This window comes from Pseudomonas gorinensis (assembly GCF_042015035.1).
In the GTDB taxonomy this organism is placed as follows: Bacteria; Pseudomonadota; Gammaproteobacteria; order Pseudomonadales; family Pseudomonadaceae; genus Aquipseudomonas; species Aquipseudomonas gorinensis.
In genome coordinates this window covers 4,908,330-4,930,310 of record NZ_CP167125.1, presented here as the reverse complement: position 1 = coordinate 4,930,310, position 21,981 = coordinate 4,908,330, and the positions used below count along the sequence as shown (strand labels likewise).

General features: G+C 62.8%; 21 protein-coding genes and 1 pseudogene. 10 read left to right on the top strand and 12 right to left on the bottom strand.

Going from position 1 to position 21,981, the window contains the following annotated elements; all coding sequences use genetic code 11:
• The first annotated feature begins 134 nt into the window (after positions 1-134).
• The 4 genes and pseudogenes from AB7933_RS22285 (at position 135) to AB7933_RS22270 (ending at position 2,474) form a co-directional block, all read left to right on the top strand.
• Positions 135-272 carry a hypothetical protein gene (locus AB7933_RS22285; RefSeq protein WP_024076377.1) on the top strand — a complete coding sequence of 46 codons (138 nt, stop codon included), beginning with the start codon at positions 135-137 and terminating at the stop codon, positions 270-272.
• Positions 273-274: 2 nt separating this feature from the next.
• Complete coding sequence (locus tag AB7933_RS22280) at positions 275-649, top strand: hypothetical protein (protein WP_024076376.1); 375 nt, start codon at positions 275-277, stop codon at positions 647-649.
• Positions 634-774 (top strand): annotated as a pseudogene (locus AB7933_RS22275) (iron ABC transporter permease); the annotation flags it as partial. The gene AB7933_RS22280 and the pseudogene AB7933_RS22275, both read left to right, overlap by 16 nt.
• 188 nt (positions 775-962) lie before the next feature.
• Positions 963-2,474 (top strand): hypothetical protein, encoded by a 1,512-nt coding sequence (locus AB7933_RS22270; protein WP_024076375.1) that lies wholly within the window; start codon positions 963-965, stop codon positions 2,472-2,474.
• A 60-nt stretch (positions 2,475-2,534) separates the two neighbouring features.
• On the opposite strand, the gene AB7933_RS22265 is transcribed toward AB7933_RS22270, so the two are convergent.
• Complete coding sequence (locus AB7933_RS22265; protein ID WP_024076374.1) at positions 2,535-3,632, bottom strand: SMP-30/gluconolactonase/LRE family protein; 1,098 nt, start codon at positions 3,630-3,632, stop codon at positions 2,535-2,537.
• On the bottom strand, positions 3,629-4,306 hold the full coding sequence (locus AB7933_RS22260; RefSeq protein ID WP_024076373.1) for a sterol desaturase family protein: 678 nt from the start codon (positions 4,304-4,306) through the stop codon (positions 3,629-3,631). Before AB7933_RS22260 ends, AB7933_RS22265 begins: the two co-directional genes overlap by 4 nt.
• Positions 4,307-4,522: 216 nt before the next feature.
• Here AB7933_RS22260 and AB7933_RS22255 point away from each other — a divergent pair, with 216 nt between their 5' ends.
• The 6 genes from AB7933_RS22255 to AB7933_RS22230 all read left to right on the top strand — a co-directional run bounded on the left by AB7933_RS22255 (position 4,523) and on the right by AB7933_RS22230 (position 11,671).
• Entirely contained in the window at positions 4,523-5,446 is a 924-nt protein-coding gene (locus tag AB7933_RS22255; protein ID WP_024076372.1) for a substrate-binding domain-containing protein, read from the top strand.
• A 64-nt stretch (positions 5,447-5,510) separates the two neighbouring features.
• Positions 5,511-7,019, top strand: a complete 1,509-nt coding sequence (locus AB7933_RS22250; RefSeq protein WP_024076371.1) for a sugar ABC transporter ATP-binding protein — start codon at positions 5,511-5,513, stop codon at positions 7,017-7,019.
• A complete protein-coding gene (locus tag AB7933_RS22245) occupies positions 6,985-7,977 on the top strand; it encodes an ABC transporter permease (RefSeq protein WP_024076370.1) in 993 nt (330 codons plus the stop codon). The genes AB7933_RS22250 and AB7933_RS22245 overlap by 35 nt, the downstream gene beginning before the upstream one ends.
• Before the next feature lie 27 nt (positions 7,978-8,004).
• Positions 8,005-9,084 (top strand): alcohol dehydrogenase catalytic domain-containing protein, encoded by a 1,080-nt coding sequence (locus AB7933_RS22240; RefSeq protein WP_024076369.1) that lies wholly within the window; start codon positions 8,005-8,007, stop codon positions 9,082-9,084.
• A 1-nt stretch (position 9,085) separates the two neighbouring features.
• Positions 9,086-10,618: an FGGY-family carbohydrate kinase gene (locus AB7933_RS22235; RefSeq protein ID WP_024076368.1), complete on the top strand. Its 1,533-nt coding sequence runs from the start codon at positions 9,086-9,088 to the stop codon at positions 10,616-10,618.
• 327 nt (positions 10,619-10,945) lie between these two features.
• The gene (locus AB7933_RS22230; protein ID WP_024076367.1) at positions 10,946-11,671 is read left to right on the top strand and encodes an SDR family oxidoreductase; all 726 of its coding nucleotides are present in this window, start codon (positions 10,946-10,948) and stop codon (positions 11,669-11,671) included.
• On the opposite strand, the gene AB7933_RS22225 is transcribed toward AB7933_RS22230, so the two are convergent.
• From AB7933_RS22225 to AB7933_RS22180, 10 genes are all read right to left on the bottom strand, one after another.
• The gene (locus AB7933_RS22225) at positions 11,668-12,672 is read right to left on the bottom strand and encodes a LacI family DNA-binding transcriptional regulator (protein ID WP_024076366.1); all 1,005 of its coding nucleotides are present in this window, start codon (positions 12,670-12,672) and stop codon (positions 11,668-11,670) included. The genes AB7933_RS22230 and AB7933_RS22225 overlap by 4 nt on opposite strands.
• 58 nt (positions 12,673-12,730) lie before the next feature.
• The gene (locus AB7933_RS22220) at positions 12,731-13,594 is read right to left on the bottom strand and encodes a LysR family transcriptional regulator (protein ID WP_024076365.1); all 864 of its coding nucleotides are present in this window, start codon (positions 13,592-13,594) and stop codon (positions 12,731-12,733) included.
• Positions 13,595-13,742: 148 nt separating this feature from the next.
• On the bottom strand, positions 13,743-15,149 hold the full coding sequence (locus AB7933_RS22215; protein WP_024076364.1) for an amidase: 1,407 nt from the start codon (positions 15,147-15,149) through the stop codon (positions 13,743-13,745).
• Positions 15,146-16,414: a Zn-dependent hydrolase gene (locus AB7933_RS22210; protein ID WP_024076363.1), complete on the bottom strand. Its 1,269-nt coding sequence runs from the start codon at positions 16,412-16,414 to the stop codon at positions 15,146-15,148. Before AB7933_RS22210 ends, AB7933_RS22215 begins: the two co-directional genes overlap by 4 nt.
• 13 nt (positions 16,415-16,427) lie before the next feature.
• A complete protein-coding gene (locus AB7933_RS22205; RefSeq protein ID WP_024076362.1) occupies positions 16,428-17,123 on the bottom strand; it encodes an ABC transporter ATP-binding protein in 696 nt (231 codons plus the stop codon).
• Entirely contained in the window at positions 17,123-17,872 is a 750-nt protein-coding gene (locus tag AB7933_RS22200) for an ABC transporter ATP-binding protein (RefSeq protein ID WP_024076361.1), read from the bottom strand. The genes AB7933_RS22205 and AB7933_RS22200 overlap by 1 nt, the downstream gene beginning before the upstream one ends.
• A complete protein-coding gene (locus tag AB7933_RS22195; RefSeq protein ID WP_024076360.1) occupies positions 17,869-18,879 on the bottom strand; it encodes a branched-chain amino acid ABC transporter permease in 1,011 nt (336 codons plus the stop codon). The genes AB7933_RS22200 and AB7933_RS22195 overlap by 4 nt, the downstream gene beginning before the upstream one ends.
• Position 18,880: 1 nt before the next feature.
• Positions 18,881-19,741 carry a branched-chain amino acid ABC transporter permease gene (locus AB7933_RS22190; RefSeq protein ID WP_024076359.1) on the bottom strand — a complete coding sequence of 287 codons (861 nt, stop codon included), beginning with the start codon at positions 19,739-19,741 and terminating at the stop codon, positions 18,881-18,883.
• A 68-nt stretch (positions 19,742-19,809) separates the two neighbouring features.
• Complete coding sequence (locus AB7933_RS22185; RefSeq protein ID WP_024076358.1) at positions 19,810-21,012, bottom strand: ABC transporter substrate-binding protein; 1,203 nt, start codon at positions 21,010-21,012, stop codon at positions 19,810-19,812.
• Positions 21,013-21,145: 133 nt separating this feature from the next.
• A complete protein-coding gene (locus AB7933_RS22180) occupies positions 21,146-21,913 on the bottom strand; it encodes a FadR/GntR family transcriptional regulator (RefSeq protein ID WP_024076357.1) in 768 nt (255 codons plus the stop codon).
• Between the last annotated feature and the right edge of the window lie 68 nt (positions 21,914-21,981).

Genomic DNA, 21,981 nt, shown 5'->3' with positions numbered 1-21,981 from the left:
TGTTTCTGTAGGCGCTGTTTCTTCGTGAAGTAGGCAACTTCCCAAATGCATTTCAGCCCACCCGCGCTTGTGTCCGGGGCGTAGGTGCTTGCTTATATTTCGACGCCATCTTCTTTGCATCTCGGATGTAGGGCATGGCGCAGAGCTATATCAACGACCGCACAACGGACTACAGCAGTTTGAAATCCCGCCTCATGGGCAGCGCCCCGAGCCAGCAGCGCTCCGATCATTTTGATGTGCTCAACCGGCACCTGCGGCCAGAGGGGGCTTAATCGTGTCGTTTTTTCTTGCCTTCACCATTGTGCATTTTGGTGGGGCGTTTGTCGTTTTGGGGCTGGCGTTGTTTGCCGAATATACAAAACTCGACGAGGTGGAAGGTTATTTCAGTCATAACGAAAGGGTCCGCGCCAATAAGCGATTCTGGAGACGAAACCGGTGGATCGACAGGCAATACCGCATGCTGTTGATGTTTGATTTCCTGTCTGACTCAGCACGCTATGTGAAAGCAGGTGTTGTGACCGAGGCCGAGCTGGCGTCGGTTCCCTTAGGACTGAAGCGTTGGGTGTTGTGGCCTTATTACGTAGGTTTCATTTGGGTTATTGCAACAGTCGTTTGGACCGTTTGGCGTAGATGGGCCGATATCACCTGACCGGCACCTGGATCGACCGCGAAGGCTGCCCCCAGACCCTGTACAACGCCGACATCCAACTGGCACCGCTGGACACAGCGGTGATCGACGGACGTCACATTCCTACACGCTGGTCGCTGAAGATTTGGGCTGTCAGCTGGGGCTATTGGGGCACTCGGCTCCAGAGGGGGTCCGTTTTTTCCTACGCGAATTTCTCCTTAAAACCACATTTCTCTGAAAAAATACTGTACATCCATCCAGTCTTATCCTACATTCCATCCCAGGTGACCGGATGTCACCTGACCTTCAGTTTTTAACTATGGATGGATAAAAAATGAAATCGAAAAAAGCCTTTATGCTGGGCGCGGCCATGGCTGCCACCTGCTTTGTCTCGGCCTTTGCCCTCGCTGAACAATACCCTCACCTGGCTGCGCAAGCGGCGCCTCCCGCGGTCAAGCAAGGGTTGAAAAACGCTGCGAAGATCAAGGCCAACAAGGCGCCGGCTGCCCTCAAGCAGCAACTGCAGGCGGGTGCCCAGTTGAAGAAACCGCTGTTTGCCGCCAAGGCGCAAGCCGACTCGGTGGTGGAAGACAACACCGCGCCGGCCCGGGTGACCCAGGTACAAAAAGCCACGGCCCAGTCGGCGCCCGCCGTGCAGGCTGCGCTGGTCCAGGGCTGTGAGCAGACGCTGGATGTCAACGCGCTCTACACGATTAATGGTGTGCAAACCGGCGACCTGCTGTGCTACCACTTCAACCTGCCGCAGAAAGCGCGAATCAACGTCCTGCTGGTCAACCAGACCGCGGGCACCGACATGTCGTTGTCGCTGTTCCAGGATGACGGCCAGGGCAATCCGCTGCCTTTGGGCACCTCGAACAACCCTGGTACTGGCGATGAAAGCCTCGGCGGCGTGGTGCCGGCCGGCGATTACTACTGGTTCATGGAAGCCAACGCGGCGGTCCAAGGGTCGAGCTTTCAGTTCGGTGTTGCGGTCGATACCAACCTCGACGCCTTTGAACCCAATGACACCCCGGACACGGCCTTCCAACTGCCGGACACCCTCAACTACATCAGCGGCAATGCCGACAGCCTGGATGATGTCGATTACTTCGACTTCACCGCGGTCCGTGGCCAGAGTGTCGGTATTGCGCTGACGGCCGATGCGGCCAGTGGCAGCACGCGTAACAAGTGGATCCTTGAGCGTTTCGATGGTGCCCAGTGGGTCACCGTGGGGGCCAACGTCCTGTCGACATCGATCCCGAGCCCGGGCGTCGGCGGCGTGGTCAAGGTGCGTGTGCGGCCGAACCAGCACCCGAATGAGCCGTGGAGCGCGACGGGTAAATACAACCTGTCGTTTGGCTCCAATCCACGGGTGAACAACCCGGATGTGAAGGGCGAGGCGAACGTGTTGCGCATCCCGTACTCGGCTTCCGATGTGGGCTACGGCTACATGACCACCCAAGCCTATCGGGACCTGACCTGGACCATGGGCCTGTCGGACAGTACCGGTGCGCCACTGGTAGGGCTGCACCCGGTCGTCTACCTCGACCAGCACATCAATCCGGACACCGGCAATATCGTCTATAAGGCGTATTCCGCGGCGACCGGCAGTTCGGGGCTAGCGTCGGGCACGATCAACGTGGGCACCTGCTTCGGTGATTTCCAGACCACCTTTGTCGATTACGCCCAGGGCTACAAGAACACCTGGCGTACCGACTTCAACTACGGTGTGTGGCGCATGGAAGTGCTGGAATACCCAGGCATTGGTGTCGGTGGCGATAACACCGAGTTCGTCAGCTTCGGCCACCTGTGCAAACAGACCTTGCTGAGCAGCACCAAGAGCTGAACATGATTGACCCGTAGTCCCCAGGGCATACAGGCCAGGCGCCTGTATGCCCTGTTTGCGTTATGGCGCCAACGCCAGTTTCAACGGCAAGCGCGCCATGCTCGTATTCTTCAACGAGCCCAGGTACAACCAGTCGCCATACTCCCGCGCGGTGGTGATCGGTGAGTAGTTGCCCGCGCTGCCATCCTGCAAATTAGCGATGACCTTACCCTCGGTATCCAGCCCCAGCACAAAGGCTTTGCGCTCGATGGGCTTGGGCACCACCATCAGCGCGCGCACCATCACCTTGCGCAGCAGCGGGTAGCCGGCAAAGCTGTCCAGCAACGGATTGCGCGGCGAATACAGCGCGACCCAGAAGCGGTCCTGGCCATTGAAACTGAGGTTGTCCGGCAGGCCGGGCAGGTTGTCGATAAACAGGTCATGGCTGCCGGCGCGGTCGCCCTTGAGCCAGTAACGGCTGATGCGGTAGGCACCGGTCTCATTCACCAGCACGTAGCGTTCATCCGGCCCCAGGGCCACGCCGTTGGCGAATTGCAGTTGGTCGAGCAACACCTCGGTGCGGGCGTTGCTGAAGTCGTAACGCAGCAACCGCCCGTCGCCGCCATGCTCGATCACGGCTTCACCGTCCTGCCCGTAGCCCCAGCGGCTCGAAGCATCGCTGAAGTACGCGTAGCGCCCGCTGGCGTCCACGCTCACGTCATCGGTAAACCCGAACGGCACGCCATTGGCCGCAGTGCTCAGGGTGGTGAGCTGGCGATTGCGGTCCAATGCCAGCAGGCCCTTGACCCCATCGGCGATGATCAAGCGCCCATCCGGGTGCAGCGCCATGCCCAGTGGGCGCCCGCCGGTATTGGCCAGCACTTCCAGGCTGCGGCTGTCGGGCGAGGTGCGGATGATGCGCCCGTCATGCAACCCGCTGATCAGATAGCCCTGGGCATCCAGCAGCAGGGCCTCGGGCCCGTCGATGTCCTGGGCACCGATTTTTTGTACGCCCTTGAGGCGCTGGTTTTCGGCGTAGGGGCCGTCTTTCAGCGAGGGCGCCTTGGGGGGGACCCAGTTCACCGGTTGTACTGGGGTGGGCATCAACAGCAGAAAGGCGATCACTGCCAGGAGCAGCACAAACAACAGGTGGCGCAGTTTTTTGGGGCGGGTACTCATGACGGTTCCTGGTTGTCGTGGGGGTTCGGTTCCCAATGCAGGGTGCCGAACAGGTAATCCATCAGCGGCAAGACAATATTGAAGTTGCGCCCCTGCATCAGCTCGCGACGGTGGTGCAGGGCGTGCAACCGGTGCATCTGGCGAATCCACGGCAGGCGTGCCAATGGATGTGCGACGGGCAAGTGCTCACAGGCGTGAAACACTTCGTAAAGCAAATAACCGAGGATCATGCAGCCAGCAAACAATCCGGCGACATTGGGGCTCAACTGCTTGAGCAGCCACCAGGCGGGCAGGGTGATCGCCAGGCTGTGCAGCACGATCAGCCAGGCGGGGAACAGGATCACCCGCCAGTCGCGAGGGCTGTCGTAGGTCATGTGGCCGGGGGTGAAGAAACTGTGGTGATCGCCGGTGTGGCGCGCGTAGAACAGGCGTGACAAGGCATGTTTGTGATGGCCGAGGTGACGGTGCACCAGGTAGATACACAGGTTGAAGAACACCAGGGTCGCGGGCACGGTCAGCCATTGCAGCGGGGTGATTCGATGCGTCGATGACCAGGCCAGGAGGATGCTGGCGATGCCGTAGCCGAACACGAAACCGGCATGCAGCCAGGGGTTGTAATGGGGCGCGACATTGGCGCGGTAGCGGGCGCGAAAGGTCTCGGTAGGGTGGGCCATGGCGGGGTGCTCGGATTTTTTTTGTTGGAGGCTGAGCTTAGTTGGTGCTCAAGATTGTGCGAGCTTTTGCGGCGTACCTCCAACAAGCCGCCTCCCATATTTCGACCGCGCCCGACCAGTGGCCCCTTGCGCCTGCCGGATTTCCTTGCTAGCTTCTCGCAAAATGTTAACGATAACATTTGCTCTAACAATAAAAACAAAACAGAGACCCACGCCATGAAAATGCTTCCGAAAACCCTGTGTTTATTGGCTGTAAGCATCACCCTCGGTACCGTTTCCCCGGCCTTTGCCGACGCCGCCAAACCGCTGCGCATCGGCGCGTCCTTCCAGGAAATCAACAACCCCTATTTCGTCACCATGAAAAACGCCCTGGAAGAGGCGGGTGCCACCATCGGCGCGAAACTGATCATCACCGACGCCCGCCACGACGTGTCCAAGCAGGTCAGTGACGTGGAAGACATGCTGCAAAAGGGCATCGATATCCTGCTGATCAACCCTACGGATTCGGTCGGCGTGCAATCGGCGGTCAAGTCCGCCCACGCTGCCGGCGTGGTGGTCGTGGCGGTCGACGCACAGGCCGAAGGCCCACTGGATTCCTTCGTCGGTTCGAAGAACTTCGACGCCGGCTTCCAGGCCTGTGAATACCTGGCTAAGAACATCGGCGACAAAGGCAATATCGCGATCCTCGACGGCATCGCCGTGGTGCCGATCCTCGAGCGTGTGCGCGGCTGCAAAGAGGCCGTGGCCAAGCACCCGGACATCAAGATTGTCAGCATCCAGAACGGCAAGCAGGAACGTGACCAGGCGCTGACCGTCACCGAGAACATGCTCCAGGCGCAACCGACGCTCAAAGGCATTTTCAGCGTGAATGACAACGGCTCCCTCGGCGCACTCTCGGCCATCGAAGCCAGTGGCCTGGACGTGAAACTGGTCAGCGTCGACGGTGCGCCGGAAGCGATCAAGGCGATCCAGAAACCCGGCAGCAAGTTCATCGCCACCTCCGCCCAATACCCCCGCGATCAGATCCGCCTGGCCCTGGGCATCGCCCTGGCGAAGAAGTGGGGCGCTCAGGTACCCGCCACCATTCCAGTGGACATCACCCTGATCGACCAGGCCAAGGCCAAGGACTTCAGCTGGTAAATCACCCAGGCCCCACGTGCGTCGTGGGGCTTGAGGCCATCCTTCTGAATACGAGGTCGGCGGTATGAGCAGTCTTCTGAAGCTGGAAAATATCTGTAAGCGTTACCCCGGTGTGCAGGCCCTCAAGTCCATCGACCTGCAGGTGGAGCGTGGCGAGATTCACGCGTTGCTGGGGGAAAATGGCGCCGGCAAATCGACCCTGATGAAAATCCTCGGCGGCGTCGAACATCAGGACGAAGGGCACATCCTGATCGATGGCCAACCCCGGCACTTCGCGACCTACCGCGATGCGATTGCCGCGGGCATCGGCATCGTGTTCCAGGAATTCAGCCTGATCCCCTACCTCACGGCGGTGGAAAATATCTTCCTCGGCCATGAGCTGAGCAACCGCTTCGGGCTGCTGCGCAAGCGCGAAATGGTCGAGGCGTGCGAAGCGTTGTTCAAGCGCCTCGGTGTGACGATTGACCTGAAGTGCGCGGTCAAGCACCTGAGCGTGGCCGAGCAGCAGTTTGTCGAAATCGCCAAGGCCCTGGCCCTGGATGCGCGCCTGCTGGTGCTGGATGAACCGACCGCGACGTTGACCCCCAGCGAAGCCGAGCTGCTGTTCGACATCATGCGCGAGCTCAAGCGCCAGGGCGTCGCGGTGATCTTTATCTCTCACCACCTGGAGGAAATCTTTCAGGTGTGCGACCGCATCAGCGTGCTGCGTGACGGCGCCAATGTGGGCGTCACCGAAGTGGCCGACAGCGATATCGACCGCCTGGTGGAAATGATGGTGGGCCGCCGCCTCGAATGCAGTTTCCCTTCCAAGCCGAGCAGCGAGCGTGGCCCGGTGTTGCTGGAGGTCAAGGACATCCAGCTGGTGCGCAACGGCCCGCGCAACCGCTTCAACCTGCACAAGGGCGAGATCCTCGGCTTTGCCGGCCTGGTGGGCTCGGGCCGCACCGAACTGGCCCTGGGCATGATGGGCGCGCTGCCATCGGTGAGCAAAGACGTGTGGCTGCGAGGCGAGAAAATCACCCTCGACGACCCGGCCCAGGCGCTGGCCCACGGTATCGGCCTGCTCCCTGAGAGCCGCAAGAGCGAAGGGCTGATCACCGATTTCAGCATTCGCGAAAATATCTCCTTGAACAACCTGCCCAAGTACCAGGGCGCCTCGGGCCTGATCGACAAGGCCAAGGAGTGCGCCAGTGTCGAAGACCTGATGCGCCAGCTGTCGATCAAGGCGCCCAGCGGCGAAAGCCGGGTGTTCAACCTCAGCGGCGGCAACCAGCAAAAGGTGGTGATCGCGCGTTGGATCAACCACCACTGCGACGTGCTGGTATTCGATGAGCCCACCCGTGGCATCGATGTCGGCGCCAAGGCCCAGATCTACGCGCTGATGCGCAGCCTGACCGAGCAGGGCTACGCGATCATCATGATTTCCTCCGAACTGCCCGAAATCATTGGCATGTGCGACCGCGTCGCCGTGTTCCACAAAGGCGCCATCGTCAAGCTGCTCGAAGGCTGCGCCGTCAATCCTCAAGAGGTCATGCGCCATGCAACAGGGGGCTCAAGTGAATACGTCCATTAACAGCGTCGACACCCGCCGACTGCGCCTGAACCTGGCGCAGCTGGTGCGCTCGCCGGCGTTCTATCCCTTCGTGGGGCTGGTGGTGGTGACCCTGGTGATGATCCTGGCCAGCGACACCTTCCTCACGGCCAGCAACCTGTCGAATATCGCTCGCCAGGTGTCGATCAACGCGATTATCGCGGTGGGCATGACCTGCGTGATCCTCACTGGCGGTATCGATTTGTCGGTGGGGCCGGTGATGGCCTTGTCCGGCACCCTGACCGCCGGCCTGATGGTCGCGGGGCTGCCGCCGGGCCTGGCGATTGGCGCCGGCATGCTGGTCGGCGTGGCCTTCGGTATCGGCAACGGACTGTTCGTGGCCTACCTGCACATGCCGCCGATCATCGTGACCCTGGCGACCATGGGCATCGCCCGTGGCCTGGGCCTGATGTACACCGATGGCTACCCGATTTCCGGGCTGCCGGAGTGGTTCGGCTTCTTCGGTCGCCAGAGCCTGTTCGGCATCGAAGTGCCGATCCTGATCATGCTGATCACCTACTTTGCCGCCTATGTGCTGCTGCAACACACGCGCATCGGCCGCTACATCTACGCCATCGGTGGCAATGAAGAAGCCGTGCGCTTGTCCGGGGTGCGCGCGGCGCGCTTCAAGTTGCTGGTGTACGCCATCAGCGGGCTGACGGCCGCGATTGCCGGGCTGGTGCTTACCTCGCGCCTGATGAGCGGCCAACCGAATGCGGGGGTCTCGTTCGAGCTGGATGCGATCGCCGCCGTGGTGCTGGGCGGTGCGTCGATTGCCGGTGGGCGCGGGGTGATCGTCGGCACGTTGCTCGGCGCGATGCTGCTCGGCGTACTGAATAACGGACTGAACATGCTTGGCGTCTCGCCTTACGTCCAGAGCGTGATCAAGGGCGGGATCATTTTGCTGGCGATCTTTATCAGCCGTCAGCGCCATCGATAAACCTCTATCCACACAGGACCCAATACCATGGAAAAGCACACTCATATGCAAGCCGTCGTCTGCCACGGCCCGAAAGACTATCGCCTGGAACGCATCGGCAAACCCCAGGCGCGCCCCAATGAACTGGTGATTCGCATCGCCGCCTGCGGCATCTGCGCCAGTGACTGCAAGTGCCACTCCGGCGCGGCCATGTTCTGGGGCGGCGACAACCCCTGGGTCAAGGCGCCGGTGGTGCCGGGCCATGAATTTTTTGGCTATGTGGTCGAGGTGGGCGAGGGTGCCGAGGAGCACTTCGAGGTCTCCGTCGGCGACAAGGTGATCGCCGAGCAGATCGTGCCCTGTGGCAAGTGCCGCTTCTGCAAGTCGGGCAAGTACTGGATGTGCGAAGTGCATAACATCTTCGGCTTCCAGCGCGAAGTGGCCGAAGGCGGCATGGCCCAGTACATGCGCATCCCCAAGACCGCCATCGTGCACAAGATTCCCGAGTCGGTGTCCCTGGAGGATTCCGCGCTGGTGGAACCGATGGCCTGCTCGATCCACACCGTGAACCGTGGGGACCTCCAGCTTGATGACGTGGTGGTGATCGCCGGCGCCGGTACCCTGGGCCTGTGCATGGTCCAGGTCGCCGCGTTGAAAACCCCGAAGAAACTGGTGGTGATCGACATGGTCGACGAGCGCCTGGAACTGGCGAAAACATTCGGTGCCGATGTGGTGATCAACCCGTCCCGTGACAACGCCCGCGAGATCATCAACAGCCTGACCGACAACTACGGCTGCGACGTGTACATCGAGACCACCGGCGTCCCGGCCGGCGTGACCCAGGGCCTGGACCTGATCCGCAAGCTCGGGCGGTTTGTCGAGTTCAGCGTGTTTGGTGCCGAGACCAGCGTCGATTGGTCGATCATCGGTGACCGCAAGGAACTGGACGTACGCGGCGCCCACCTGGGGCCGTATTGCTACCCGATCGCCATCGACTTGTTCGAGCGTGGCCTGGTCACCTCCAAAGGCATCGTCACCCACGACTTCCCGCTGGACGATTTTGCCGAAGCCTTCGAATTGGCCAACTCGACCAAGTCGATCAAGGTGCTGTTGAAGCCGGTGGTTTGACATGAACTACGTGATGGGCGTCGACATTGGAACCCAGAGTACCAAGGCGCTGCTGGTGGATGCTCAAGGCACGATCATCGCCCAGCACAGCCAGGGGTATCGCGTGGATACCCCGAAAGTGCGCTGGGCCGAGCAGTGGCCACAGGTGTGGTTGGACGCGGTCGAGGCCTGCGTTGCGCAGTGCATGGCCAAGGCCGGGGTTGCGAAAGAACAGGTCAAGGCCCTGTGTATCAGCAGCCTGTACGGTGGTTCGGGGATTGCGGTGGATGCGCAGATCACGCCGCTGCACCCCTGCCTGATCTGGATGGACCGGCGTGCCGGCGAGCAGGTAGCGTGGGTGCGTGAGCACGTTGATTTGGAGCGTCTGTACGCGGTCACCGGCAATTCGGTAGACAGCTACTACGGTTTCACCAAGATGCTCTGGCTCAAGCAGCACCAGCCCGAAGTGTGGGCTGACACCCGTTACTTGCTGCCGCCCAACAGCTATATCAACTGGTGCCTGACCGGTGAACTGGCGGTGGACCATAGCAGCGCCGGCAACATGGGCGGGGTGTACGACGTGGCGCAGCGGGGCTGGTCGCAGGAGATGCTTGCCGCGCTGGGTATCCCCCTGGCGATGATGCCCGAACGGTTGGTGTATTCCGGCGAAGTGGTCGGCGAACTGCGGGACGCCTGGGCCACGCGATTGGGCTTGGCGGCCGGTATGCCGGTCCTCGCCGGCGGGGTGGATGCGGCCATGGCAACCCTGGCCGCTGGGGTGACACAGCCGGGCAACCACGTGGCGATGATCGGCACCAGCATGTGCTGGGGCTATCTGAACCTGCAGGTGGATGCGCACCACGGCCTGGTGAGTTTTCCCCATGTCTACAACGGCCAACGCGACCTGTACATCTTCGGCGGCGCAATCACCGCCGGGGCGTCGGTCAGCTGGTTTCGCGAGCAGTTCTGCCAGGCCGAGGAGCAACAGGCCCGGGCCACCGGCCAGGACAGCCTGGTATTGCTGGAAGAACGCGCGATGAAGATCCCGGCGGGCAGTGAAGGCTTGCTGTTTTTGCCCTACCTGATGGGCGAACGCAGCCCGGTCTGGGACGACCGCGCCAGTGGCAGTTTTGTCGGGCTCAACCTGTACCACAGCCGCATTCACCTGTACCGCGCGGTCCTGGAAGGGGTGAGTTTCGCCCTGCGCCACAACATCGAGGCCGGCACCCGTGGCGCGCATTCCCTGGACCCGCGCTTGATTGTGGTGGGTGGGGCGAGCCATTCGGATTTGTGGATGCAGATCATCGCGGACGTCACGCGCTACCCGGTGTACACCATCGTCCAGGAAGTGGAAGCGGCCCTCGGCGCGGCGTTGCTGGCGGCGCATACGGTGGGGTTGGTGAGTGATGGGGAGATGGCGAAGGGGTGGGTGCAACTGCAATTGCGGGCGGAGCCGAAGGTGGAAAACGTCGAGGCCTATGACCGCGCGTTCGCCGAGTACCTGAAGCTGTATCCGGCCCTGAAGCCCGTCATGCACAGCCTGCAAGCCCACTGAACATCCGACCACCCCTGTGGCGAGCGGGCTTGCCCCGCGTTGGGCTGCGCAGCAGCCCCAGTAAGATCACCGCGTTTTTTCAGACCAAACGCGGTGCGGGATTTGGGGCTGCTGCGCAGCCCAACGCGGGGCAAGCCCGCTCGCCACAACAAGCCCGCTCATTACCACAGGCAAGCCCGCTCGCCACAAAAATAGCCCGCCTGCCACAAAAATGCGGTCATCCAGCTGGAGTTTTAATCCTTAACAATCAATAAGTTATTTTGTTTTTTATATGAGGGGCTTGCCCCCTCCCACAGCGGATCTTCATTGTTTTTGGGAATTTCATTCATGCAAGCCACCTTCGACTTCACCCACCAGCGCATCCTCGTCACCGGCGCCAGCAGCGGTATCGGCCGCGAAATCGCCCTGCAACTCATCAACAGCGGCGCCGAAGTGATTGCCCTTGGCCGCGACGCCCAAGCCCTGTCTCAACTCGGCTGCCAAACCCTGTGCCTGGACATCGCCGACAGCGCCGCCCTGGATACCGCGCTGCAAGACCTGCCGCCCATGCACGGCCTGGTCAACTGTGCCGGTATTTCACGCCTGGAACCCGCCGCGGCCATCAGCGCCGACGCCTTCGACCAGGTGATGCAGGTCAACGCCCGTGCCGCGGCCCAGGTCGCCAGCCGCGTGGCGGCGAAGATGATCGCGGCGAAGATCGCCGGCAGTATCGTCAATGTGTCCAGCCAGGCGTCGCTGGTGGCGCTGGACGACCACCTCGGCTACTGCGCCTCCAAGGCCGCACTGGATGCGATCACCCGCGTGCAGTGCGCCGAATGGGGCCGCTTTGGTATTCGCGTCAACAGCGTCAACCCCACGGTGACGCTCACGCCAATGGCGACCATGGCCTGGTCCGAGCCGGCCAAGCGCGACCCGGCGCTGGCGGCGATCCCCTTGGGGCGGTTTGCGCAAACCGTGGAAGTGGCGTTGCCGGTGCTGTTCCTGTTGAGCCGCGCGGCCAGCATGATCAGCGGTGTCAGCCTGCCGATCGACGGTGGCTACACCAGCCGCTAGCCGTTCTCCAGCCGGCCGGCGATAACCACCTTGTCCCGTGGCTTGTATGGGTCTTCCAGGCGGTCGAGCAGCAGGCGTACCGCGCTGCTGCCGGCCAGGGAGGCGTCGTGGGCGACGCAGGCGATCGGCACGCCGAAGATATCGGCGAAGGGCAGCCGGTCGATGCCGCAGATGGTCAGGCTGTCATGGGGGATGTTGTGCATGCGCAGCGCGCGCAGGGCACCGAGGGTGATCAATTGGTTGAAGCCCATGATCGCGTCCGGCGCCGAATGTTCGGCAAGGTAGTCGAGGGTGTGCAGGTAGGAGGGCATCAGCGTGTAGTCGCCGGCCTGCACCTCGACCTGCACCTGCGGGTGTTCGGCCAGCACTTCGCGCAGGCCCTTGAGGCGCTCGACGGTGATGCGTGAATGCTCGGGGCCGGTCAGCACCAGCAGGCGCTTGAGGTCAGGGGTCTGGCGCAACAGGTAATGCGCGGCCTGGATGCCGCTGTGGTAGTTGTCGAGCACCACACGGCTGAACGGGCTGTCGTGGATCGTGCGATCGAGCAGCACCACCGGGGTCTTGCCGTTGCCCAGGCGCTCCAGGTAGTCGGGTTGGTAGCTCGGCTCATCGGACACCGGCGACAGGATAATCCCCGCCACGCGGTAGCCGAGCAGGGTGTCCACCGCCTTGCTTTCCAGCTCTGCCAGCTCATCGGTGTCCACCAGCATGATCGTATAGCCGTGCTGTTTGGCCTCGCGGGAAATCGCCTTGATCATCTCGCTGTAGAACGGGTTGTCGACCGACGCCGTGATCACGCCGATGATCAGGCTTTCACTGCGCTTGAGCCCGCGGGCGAAGGCGTTGGGCACGTAGTCCAGCTCCCGCGCCACTTCGAGAATGCGCGCCAGGGTCGCGGGCTTGACCTGGTCGGGTTTGTTCAGCGCCCGAGACACCGTGATGGTCGTCATGTTGACCCGTTTGGCGATGTCGCTGATGGTGACGGACTTTTTCTTGTTCATCGGTAAGGCTGCAAAAGGAAACACCCGCAGGCTAGCATGCACGGCGGTGGTTGGTGACTCAAATCAACGGGTCCCAGCGTTGCGACCAGTCGCTTTCGGCCTTGACCACCTCACGCAGCAACCCCAGCGCCTGCTGCAATACGGCCGAATCCCGCGCTCGCGAGTACACCAGGAATGTCGGGAAGCTGAACTCCGGCGCCTTCGGCACGCGTTGCATCACGCCGCTGTCGAGGTAGCTCTGCACCACCCGCGTGCGGAAGTACCCCGCGCCGCCGTGCTCCAGGATGTACTGCAACGCCAGCGGCCCCAAGTTGAAACTCAAGGCGGCGCGGGCCTTGTCGGGCAGGGCGGCGTCATGCTGCTGGCGAAAACCCGGGCCCCAGTCGATATACACATACGGGTCCGGCTGACTCACCCGTTGCACCAGGATCAGTTTTTCCTCCAGCACCTGCTCCACCTGCAACCCCGGCCAGTATTGCGGCTGGAACACCAGCGCGGCGTCGAGTACGCCCAGCTCCAGCTGGCGCAACAGGTACTCGCCTTCGCGGATTTCGGTGCGCAGGGCATACCCGGGGATGTGTTCGCGCAGGGCCTGGGCCCAGCCGAGCATCAATGGGTTGCACAGGCTGACTTCGCCACCGATATGCAACACGTTGCGGTAGCCATCCGGCAACGGCAGATCGCGCCGCGCGGCTTCCCAGGTTTGCAGCAACTGGTTGGCATACACCACAAACGCCTCGCCATCGGCGGTCAGGCGCGCGCCGGCGCGGTTGCGTACAAACAGGGTACTGCCCAGCTGGCTTTCCAGGTTTTTCACGCGGGCGGTGATGGCGGTCTGGGTGACGTGCAGTTTCTCGGCGGCGGCGGCGAGGCTGCCGCAGCGGGAGATTTCGAGGAAGGTGCGTGCCAGTTCGATGTCCATGAAGCCCCCAGGGATGAATGGGGGACTATTGTAGTGGAATGCGATCAAGAACTGTGGGAGGGGGCTTGCTCCCGATTGCAGTGTGTCAGTTGACCGATCGGCTTCTGGCACACCCTCATCGGGAGCAAGCCTCCTCCCACAGTTGGATCTACGCTACTCCGGTGATCGGGGCTGGCAGATGATCGGTAGGGAATGCCTTGGCATATGCCTGGCAAACCCGCAACACCGTCTCATCGGCAAACCGCGCCGCGACCACGTGCAACCCCACCGGCAGGCCATTCGCCGCCAGCCCGCACGGCACCGACGCGGCTGGTTGCTGCGTCAGGTTGAAGGGGTAGGTGAAGGGCGTCCACTGCGTCCATGCCTGCATCCCGGAGCCTGGCGGTACGTCGTGCCCGGCCTCGAACGCGGTGATCGGCATCATCGGCGACACCAGCACATCGTAGTGCTCGTGGAACGCTGCCATCCTTGCCACCAGCGCCGCCCGGGCTTCGAGCGCGGCGTTGAAGTCCTCCAGGCTCAACTGCACGCCGCGTTGCGCGATACGCAGCAGGCCGGGGTCCAGCAGCTGTTTTTGCGCATCGCTCATCGAGCCGGTCAGGCGGGCGGCGCCAGCCGCCCATAAAGTGCTGAACACCTCCAGCGGGTCACTGAAGCCTGGATCGATCTGCTCGACATGGGCGCCCAATTGCTCCAGGCCTCGAACCGCCTGGGCGACCACGCTGGCCACCTGGGGATCGACGTTCACATAGCCGAACGTGGGGCTGTAGGCCACGCGCAGGCCCTTCAAGTCCATCGCCCCCGCCAACCATGGCGTGGTCCTCGGCGCGCCGATCAGGCCATCCCGCGCATCCGGCTGCGCCACGGTTTGCAGCATCAGTACGCTGTCTTCCACGGTGCGGGTCATCGGCCCCAGGTGGGACAAGATCGTCATGGAACTGGCCGGCCACTGCGGCACGTAGCCGAAGGTCGGCTTGATCCCGAACGTCCCGGTAAATGCACAGGGAATGCGGATCGAACCGCCCGCATCGCTGCCCTGGTGCAGCACGCCCAGGTTCAACGCCGCCGCCGCGCCCGCGCCGCCGGAAGACCCGCCCGCCGTGGTGCGCGTGTCCCACGGGTTGCGTGTGATGCCGTACAGCGGGTTGTCGGTGACGCCTTTCCAGCCGAATTCCGGGGTGGTGGTCTTGCCCAGCAGCACCGCGCCGGCCTTGCGCATAAAGGCCGGGAAGGGCGCGTCGACGTCCCACGGTCCCTCGGCGCTAGACGTACGCGAGCCCTTGCGGGTGGGCATGCCGATCGTCAGCGTGAGGTCCTTGATCGACGCCGGTACGCCGTCCAGCGCGCCGCAGGGTTCGCCCTTGAACCAACGTTCTTCCGAAGCCCGCGCTGCATGCAGCGCGCCCTCGGGGTCGACATGGCAGTAGGCGTTCACCACCGGGTTGTAGCGCTCGATGCGCAGCAGCGCGTCTTCGGTCACTTCAACCGGTGACAGGCTCTTATCGCGAAAATGCGCCAGCAGTTGCACCGCCGTCAGTTGGCCCATCTCACTCATGGCTGATCCCCCTGTGCCGCATTGACCATGGCGCGTAGCAACACCGCGCAGCCCGCTGCCAGGTCATCCGGCGCGGCGTTTTCGATTTCGTTGTGGCTGATGCCGCCTTCGCACGGCACGAAAATCATCCCGGCCGGGCCGAGTTCGGCGACAAAGATCGCGTCATGCCCGGCACCGCTGACGATGTCCATATGGCTCAGGCCCAAGGCGCTGGCGGCGTCGCGCACGGCGTTGACGCAGGCCGGGTGGAAGTCCAGGGGTGGGAAGTCGGCGGTGGGGGTCAACTCGTAGCTCAGGCCGTGTGTGGCGGCGGTGGTTTCGATCACGCCACGCACTTCATCGACCATGGCTTGCAGCTTGTCGGCATGCAGGTGGCGCAGGTCGATGGTCATCTGCACCTGGCCGGGAATCACATTACGCGAACCGGGGTGCAGGCTCAGGCAACCGACCGTGCCGCAGGCGTGGGGTTGTTGTTGATGGGCGATGCGGTTGACTGCGCTGACGACCTCGGCGGCGCCCACCAGGGCGTCCTTGCGCAGGTGCATGGGCGTCGGGCCCGCGTGGGCTTCGACGCCGGTGAGGGTCAGGTCGAACCACTTCTGGCCCAGGCAACCCATCACCACGCCAAGGGTAATGGCCTGGTCTTCCAGCACCGGGCCCTGTTCGATATGCGCTTCGAAATACGCACCGACCGGGTGACCCGACACCGCGCGGGCACCGGCATAGCCGATGCGCTGCAACTCGGCGCCCACCGACAGGCCTTGCTCGTCCTGCTTGTCGAGGGTGTCCTGCAAGTCGAACTTACCGGCAAATACCCCGGAGCCCATCATGCACGGCGGAAAGCGCGAGCCTTCTTCGTTGGTCCACACCACCACTTCAATCGGCGCTTGGGTCTCGATCTTCAGGTCATTCAGGGTGCGGATCACTTCAAGGCCCGCCATCACCCCGTAGCAACCATCAAACTTGCCACCGGTGGGCTGGGTGTCGATATGGCTGCCGGTCATCACCGGCGGCAGGGCGGGATTGCGGCCAGGGCGACGCGCGAAAATATTGCCGATGGCGTCGACACTGACGCTGCACCCGGCCGCCTCGCACCATTGCACGAACAGGTCACGGGCCTGGCGATCCAGGTCGGTGAGGGCCAGGCGGCAGACGCCGCCCTTGACGGTGGCGCCGAGCTGGGCCAGGTCCATCAGCGATTGCCACAGGCGGTCGCGGTTGATCAGCGGGGCATTGCTCTGGAGCGGTTGGGCAAAGCTATTCATCTTCGTACTCCGGTCAGGCGCTCAGGGCCAGGTAGCGATTCTTGATTGTCGGGTCGGCGCGGAAGTCTGCAGCGCTGCCTTCGTACACCACGCGGCCTTGTTCGAGCACGTAATGGCGGTCGGCGAGCTTGTCGCAGACCATCAGGTTCTGTTCCACCAGCAGCACCGGCAGGCCGTCGTCCTTGACCTTGCGCAGGATCTTCACCAGCTCGTCGACGATCACCGGGGCCAGGCCTTCGGTGGGCTCGTCGAGGATCAGCAGCTTGGGGTCGTTAAGCAGGGCGCGGGCGATGGCGAGCATTTGTTGCTCGCCGCCGGACAAGGCGTGGCCGGCGTTTTTGCGCCGTTCCTTGAGGCGCGGGAACATGCCGTACACATCTTCCAGCTGCCAGCGGCTGGTCTTGCGCGCGGCGATGCGCAGGTTTTCCTCAACGCTGAGCAGGCGAAAGATCCCGCGGTTTTCCGGCACCAGCGCCAAGCCCTGGCGCGCGATTTCAAAGATCTTCTGCCCCACCAGCGCCTGGCCATTGAAGTGGATCTGGCCCTGGCGCGGGCAAATGATGCCGAGGATGCTGCGCAAGGTGGTGGTCTTGCCGGCGCCGTTGCGGCCCAGCAGGGTCACCAGTTCGCCGGGGTTGACCCTCAGCGACACGCCTTCGAGCACGTGGCTTTTGTCGTAGTAGGAATGGATATTCTCGACGATCAGCATCAGGCAGCCTCCCCAAGGTAAGCGGTGCGTACACGTTCATCGGCGCGCACGAACTCCGGCGTGCCTTCCACCAGGATCTGGCCGTGGCTCATCACGGTGATGCGTTGGCTGATGGACATGACGATGCTCATGTTGTGTTCGATCAACAGCACCGTATGGTCGCGGCCCAGGTCGCTGATCAGTTGGGTCATGATCGGGATATCGTCGATGCCCATGCCCGAAGTGGGTTCGTCGAGCATCAACAGTTTGGGTTTGGAGCAGATCGACATGCCCACTTCCAGCACCCGTTGCTGGCCGTGGGACAACTCGCCGGCCAAGGTCTCGGCGCGCGCGGTGAGTTGCAGGCGTTCGAGCACCTGGTCGGCCATCTCCCGGTGTTCGCGCTGGTTGTCGACGTGGCGCCAGAAGTTCAAGGCGCGCGCACCGTCGCGGCCTTGGGCGGCCAGGCGCAGGTTTTCGCGCACGCTGAGGTTCTGGAACAGGCTGGTGAGCTGGAACGAGCGCGCCATGCCCAGGCCGACACGGGCGTGGGCCGGTTTGCGCATCAGGGGGTGGCCGTCGAAGTGGATGGCCCCGGCGGTGGCCTGGCGTTCGCCGGTCAGGCAGTGGAACAGGCTGGTCTTGCCCGCGCCATTGGGGCCGATGATGGTATGGATGGTGCCGGCTTCGACCTTGAGGTTGACGCCGTTGACCGCATGGAACGCGCCGTAGGCCAGCTCCAGGTCCTTGGTTTCCAACAGGATGCTCATAGCCCTTGCTCCTTGGCGACGATGGCCGCTTTGCGACGGCCGCGCACTTTCTCGAACAGCGACGCCAGGCCGCCCCACAACCCCCCGCGCATGAAGATCACCACCAGGATCAGGATCACCCCCAGCAGCATCAGCCAGCGCGGCCACAGGTCGGAAAGGAAGTCCCCCAGCAGCACGATGGAGCCGGCACCCAGCAATGAACCGAACAGCGAGCCGGTACCGCCGACGATGGTCATGATCAGGATGTTCTCGGACATCGCCAGGTCGATGTTCGACAGCGGCACAAAGTGCAGCAACATGGCGTACAGCGCCCCGGCAATCCCGGTGACCGCGCCGGACAGCACGAACACCAGGATCTTGAAGTGGCGGGTGTCGTAGCCGATGGCCGAGGCACGGGTTTCGTTTTCGCGGATCGCCATCAGCGTGCTGCCGAACGGTGAGGCGATCACTCGGCGCGCGCCGATAAAGATCAGCAGGAACAGCACCGCGACGAAGGCGTAGAACGCTCGCGCGTCAGCCAATGACAGCAGCACGGTGTCACCGATACGGATCTCCGGGCGCGGCACGCTGAGCAGGCCGTTGTCGCCGCCGGTCCAGTCGCTCAAGGTGTAGGCAACGAAGTAGGCCATCTGGCTGAAGGCCAACGTCAGCATCACGAAGTAGATCCCGGTGCGCCGGATCGCCAGGGCGCCCACCAGCAACGCGAGGAAACCACCGGCGATGGCAGCCCCCAGCAGGGCGACGAACAGGCCCAGGTGCAAGTGGATCATCAGCAGCGCCGCGCAATAGGCGCCGGCCCCGAAGAAGATGCCTTGGCCAAACGACAACAGGCCGGTGTAGCCGAGCAACAGGTTGCAGGCCAGGGCTGCCATGGCAAAGATCAGGATCTCGGTGGCCAGGGTCGCCGAAGGTAGGATCAGCGGCAGGCCGATCAACACCGCCAGCACCCACAGCAGCATGGCGCGTGACTGGGTCTTGGCAAACGGCAGGGGGTTTTTCTCGCTCATGTCAGGCTCTCCCGAACAGGCCGTAGGGGCGCACCAGAATCACCGCGGCCATGGCGCCGTAGATCATCAGGCTCGCACCCTGGGGCCAGAGTGTGGTCATCAGGCTTTGCACCACGCCCACCAGCAAACCGCCCACCAGCGCACCGCTGAAGGAACCCATGCCGCCGATGACCACCACCACAAAGGCGATCCCGAGAATTTCCGGCCCGACAAAGGGTTGGGCACCGCGCAACGGTGCGAACAGGACGCCCGCCATGCCCGCCAGGCCTACGCCGAGGGCAAAGGTCATGGAGAACAGCCGGAAGATATTGGTGCCCAGCAGCGACACGGTTTCGGTGCTCTCGCTGCCGGCGCGCACCAGGGCGCCAAAGCGCGTGCGTTCCAGCAGCAGCCACAGGCCCAGGCCGACCAGCCCGGAAAACAGGATGAGGAACAGGCGGTAGTAGGGGTAGACGAAATCACCCACCACCAGCACCCCGCGCAGCAGTTCCGGCACGGCCACGCTCTTGCCCACCGGGCCCCAGATCATCACGCTGGCCTCCTGGATGATCAGCGCAATCCCTAGGGTCACCAGGATCTGGAACATGTGCGGCAGGTGATAAATCCGCTGGATCAATAATCGCTCGATCACCCACGCCAGCGCGGCCACCACCAGCGGCGCGAGCAGCAGCGCCAGCCAGAAGTTGCCGGTGAGGCTCACGGCGGTGTAGCAGATGTACGCGCCCAGCAGGAAGAACGCGCCGTGGGCGAAGTTGACGAAGTTGAGCAAGCCGAAAATGATCGTCAGCCCGACCGCGATCAGGAAGTAGATCATCCCCAGGCCAAGGCCATTGAGTATCTGGAACAGGTAAAGATTAAGCATGCACAAACCCTCGAACAGGTGGCCGCGCGAGCGGCCCTGCCGTGTACAACCGGTGATGTTTTAGCGGATCAGGCGAGCGTGCAGCCCGTGGCGTCCACCGGCGGGAACGACTGGCCGGCGCTGAGTACCTTGGCCAGGTCATCCTTGTCGGCCATCTCGCCAGCGGCCTTGCCAACCAGCAGGTAGTAATCCTTGATCACCTGGTGGTCGCCGGCGCGGATCGACTCCTTGCCGGTCGGGCCTTCGAAGCTCAGGCCCTGCATGGCCTTGGCCACGGTCGGCCCGTCGAAGCTGCCGGTGGAAACAATGGTGTCGAGCATGACCTTGGTGCTGATGTAGTCGGCGGCCAGCGGGTAGGTGGGGTTGATGCCGTACTTGGCCTGGGTCAGCTTGACCAGTTCGCGGTTGAGCGGGGTATCGACCTGGTGCCAGTACTGCGCGCCGAGGTACACGCCTTCCAGCACGTCGCTGCCCAGCTCCTGGAACTGGTCGAGGCCGGCGGACCACACCAGCAGGATTTTCATGCGTTCCTTGATGCCGAAGTTCACCGCCTGGCGCAGGGTGTTGGACGACTGGCTGCCGAAGTTGAGCAGCACCAGCACGTCGGGCTTGGTCGAGATGGCGTTGGTCAGGTAGCCGGAGAATTCCTGCTCCTGCAACGAGTGATAGCTGTTGCCGACATGTTCCAGGCCGTGCTCCTTGAGCACGTTTTTGGCGCCTTCGAGCAACGCTTCACCGAACACGTACTGTGGGGTGATGGTGTACCAGCGCTTGGCGTCCGGCAGCAACTTGATCAACGGCACCAGGGTTTCGCGGATCGCGCCGTAGGTGGGCACCGACCAGCGGAACGTGGCGGCGTTGCAGTCCTTGCCGGTGACCTCATCGGCGCCCACCGGTGTCATGAACACGCCGCCGGCCTTGTCGACTTCCTTGGCCACCGCCAGGGCCGACGATGACAGCGTACAGCCCTGGAAGAACCGCGCGCCGTCCTGCTGGATGGCTTCCTGGACCTTGCGCACGGCCTTGCCGGCGTTGCCTTCGGTATCGATGACTTTGTAGTTCAGCGGGCGGCCGAGGATTTCGCGATGTTGTTCCACCGCCAGGCGCGAACCCATGTCGGCAAATTTGCCATAGCTGGCAAAGGCGCCAGACATGGACTTGAGGCCGTAAAAGGTAAAGGGCTCGGCGGCAAATGCCGAACGCACACTCAGCGGGAGGCTGAGGGCGGCGGCTGCGGTGAGGCTGGCTTTCAATAACGTACGACGCTGCATGGGGTGACTCCCTGGTTTAGTTATTGGCAGGAGTAGCAATGGCGATACGGTGGAGCAGGGCCTGTGGGCAGGCCTGTTATTGGGGCGACGCGGTAGCTGGGTTGGAACAGGGTCAAACGCTGGGAGTAGGGTCTTAAGAGTGATCGAACTCCAGTAGAAAATGCGGGCTGACCTGGCCTTCGAGGGCGGTCATATGGTGTTCGGCGTCGCACATGTGTTCATGCATCAGGCTGCGCACCGCGCCTTCGTCGCCGGCACGAAAAGCGCTCAGCAGCTGCTTGTGATAGTCGAGGTTGGCCGCGTCGAACTGTTTGCGCTTGGGCTTGTAGGCTTTTTTCAGCACCACCAGGTCGCGCAGCAGGTCGTTGAGAAACTGCGCCATAAAGCTCAGCAACGGGTTAGGGCAGGCCTTGGCCAGCAGGTTATGGAACTCCAGTTCCGCCAGGCGCTGTTCGCGCTGGCCGGCTTCGCTGTCTTCCGGAGCGCTGCAAAAATCCACGTTGTCCTGCAGGGCCTGGTAATCGGCTTCACTCAGGCGCCCGAGTACCGACACTGCCAGTTCCACCTCGATCACCTTGCGCAGTTGGTACACCTGCTCGCCATCCAGGTGCTGGAAGTGCAGGTAATTGCGCAAGGCGCGGCTGGCCGGTTCAGTGCCGGCCTGGTTCAGATACGCCCCGCCACTGGGGCCGGTGCGCGTACTCACCAGGCCCTCGACCTCCAGCGCCTTGAGCGCCTCACGGGCCGAGCCCTTGGAGCATTGGAAGCTTTCCATCAGCTCGCGCTCGGTGGGCAGGCGGTCGCCGGGCTTCAGCGCATCGGTGACGATGGAGCGCTTGACCGACTCGACAATCACATCGGACAGCTTCTGGCGTTTGCGGCGTAGCGGGCGAGTCAGCATGGGTTCGATTTATCGTATTAATGCGGATAAATAGCACTTAATAACGATTGGGCCGGGGCGTCAACGCG

Bases quoted from the DNA above. Each gene is read 5' to 3' on its own strand.
- AB7933_RS22185 (WP_024076358.1), bottom strand. From the start codon at position 21,012: ATGCAGCGTCGTACGTTATTGAAAGCCAGCCTCACCGCAGCCGCCGCC.
- AB7933_RS22245 (WP_024076370.1), top strand. From the start codon at position 6,985: ATGCAACAGGGGGCTCAAGTGAATACGTCCATTAACAGCGTCGACACC.
- AB7933_RS22285 (WP_024076377.1), top strand. From the start codon at position 135: ATGGCGCAGAGCTATATCAACGACCGCACAACGGACTACAGCAGTTTG.
- AB7933_RS22235 (WP_024076368.1), top strand. From the start codon at position 9,086: ATGAACTACGTGATGGGCGTCGACATTGGAACCCAGAGTACCAAGGCG.
- AB7933_RS22215 (WP_024076364.1), bottom strand. From the start codon at position 15,149: ATGAGTGAGATGGGCCAACTGACGGCGGTGCAACTGCTGGCGCATTTT.
- AB7933_RS22195 (WP_024076360.1), bottom strand. From the start codon at position 18,879: ATGAGCGAGAAAAACCCCCTGCCGTTTGCCAAGACCCAGTCACGCGCC.
- AB7933_RS22230 (WP_024076367.1), top strand. From the start codon at position 10,946: ATGCAAGCCACCTTCGACTTCACCCACCAGCGCATCCTCGTCACCGGC.
- AB7933_RS22265 (WP_024076374.1), bottom strand. From the start codon at position 3,632: ATGAGTACCCGCCCCAAAAAACTGCGCCACCTGTTGTTTGTGCTGCTC.
- AB7933_RS22200 (WP_024076361.1), bottom strand. From the start codon at position 17,872: ATGAGCATCCTGTTGGAAACCAAGGACCTGGAGCTGGCCTACGGCGCG.
- AB7933_RS22190 (WP_024076359.1), bottom strand. From the start codon at position 19,741: ATGCTTAATCTTTACCTGTTCCAGATACTCAATGGCCTTGGCCTGGGG.
- AB7933_RS22240 (WP_024076369.1), top strand. From the start codon at position 8,005: ATGGAAAAGCACACTCATATGCAAGCCGTCGTCTGCCACGGCCCGAAA.
- AB7933_RS22250 (WP_024076371.1), top strand. From the start codon at position 5,511: ATGAGCAGTCTTCTGAAGCTGGAAAATATCTGTAAGCGTTACCCCGGT.
- AB7933_RS22225 (WP_024076366.1), bottom strand. From the start codon at position 12,672: ATGAACAAGAAAAAGTCCGTCACCATCAGCGACATCGCCAAACGGGTC.
- AB7933_RS22180 (WP_024076357.1), bottom strand. From the start codon at position 21,913: ATGCTGACTCGCCCGCTACGCCGCAAACGCCAGAAGCTGTCCGATGTG.
- AB7933_RS22270 (WP_024076375.1), top strand. From the start codon at position 963: ATGAAATCGAAAAAAGCCTTTATGCTGGGCGCGGCCATGGCTGCCACC.
- AB7933_RS22255 (WP_024076372.1), top strand. From the start codon at position 4,523: ATGAAAATGCTTCCGAAAACCCTGTGTTTATTGGCTGTAAGCATCACC.
- AB7933_RS22210 (WP_024076363.1), bottom strand. From the start codon at position 16,414: ATGAATAGCTTTGCCCAACCGCTCCAGAGCAATGCCCCGCTGATCAAC.
- AB7933_RS22260 (WP_024076373.1), bottom strand. From the start codon at position 4,306: ATGGCCCACCCTACCGAGACCTTTCGCGCCCGCTACCGCGCCAATGTC.
- AB7933_RS22205 (WP_024076362.1), bottom strand. From the start codon at position 17,123: ATGCTGATCGTCGAGAATATCCATTCCTACTACGACAAAAGCCACGTG.
- AB7933_RS22220 (WP_024076365.1), bottom strand. From the start codon at position 13,594: ATGGACATCGAACTGGCACGCACCTTCCTCGAAATCTCCCGCTGCGGC.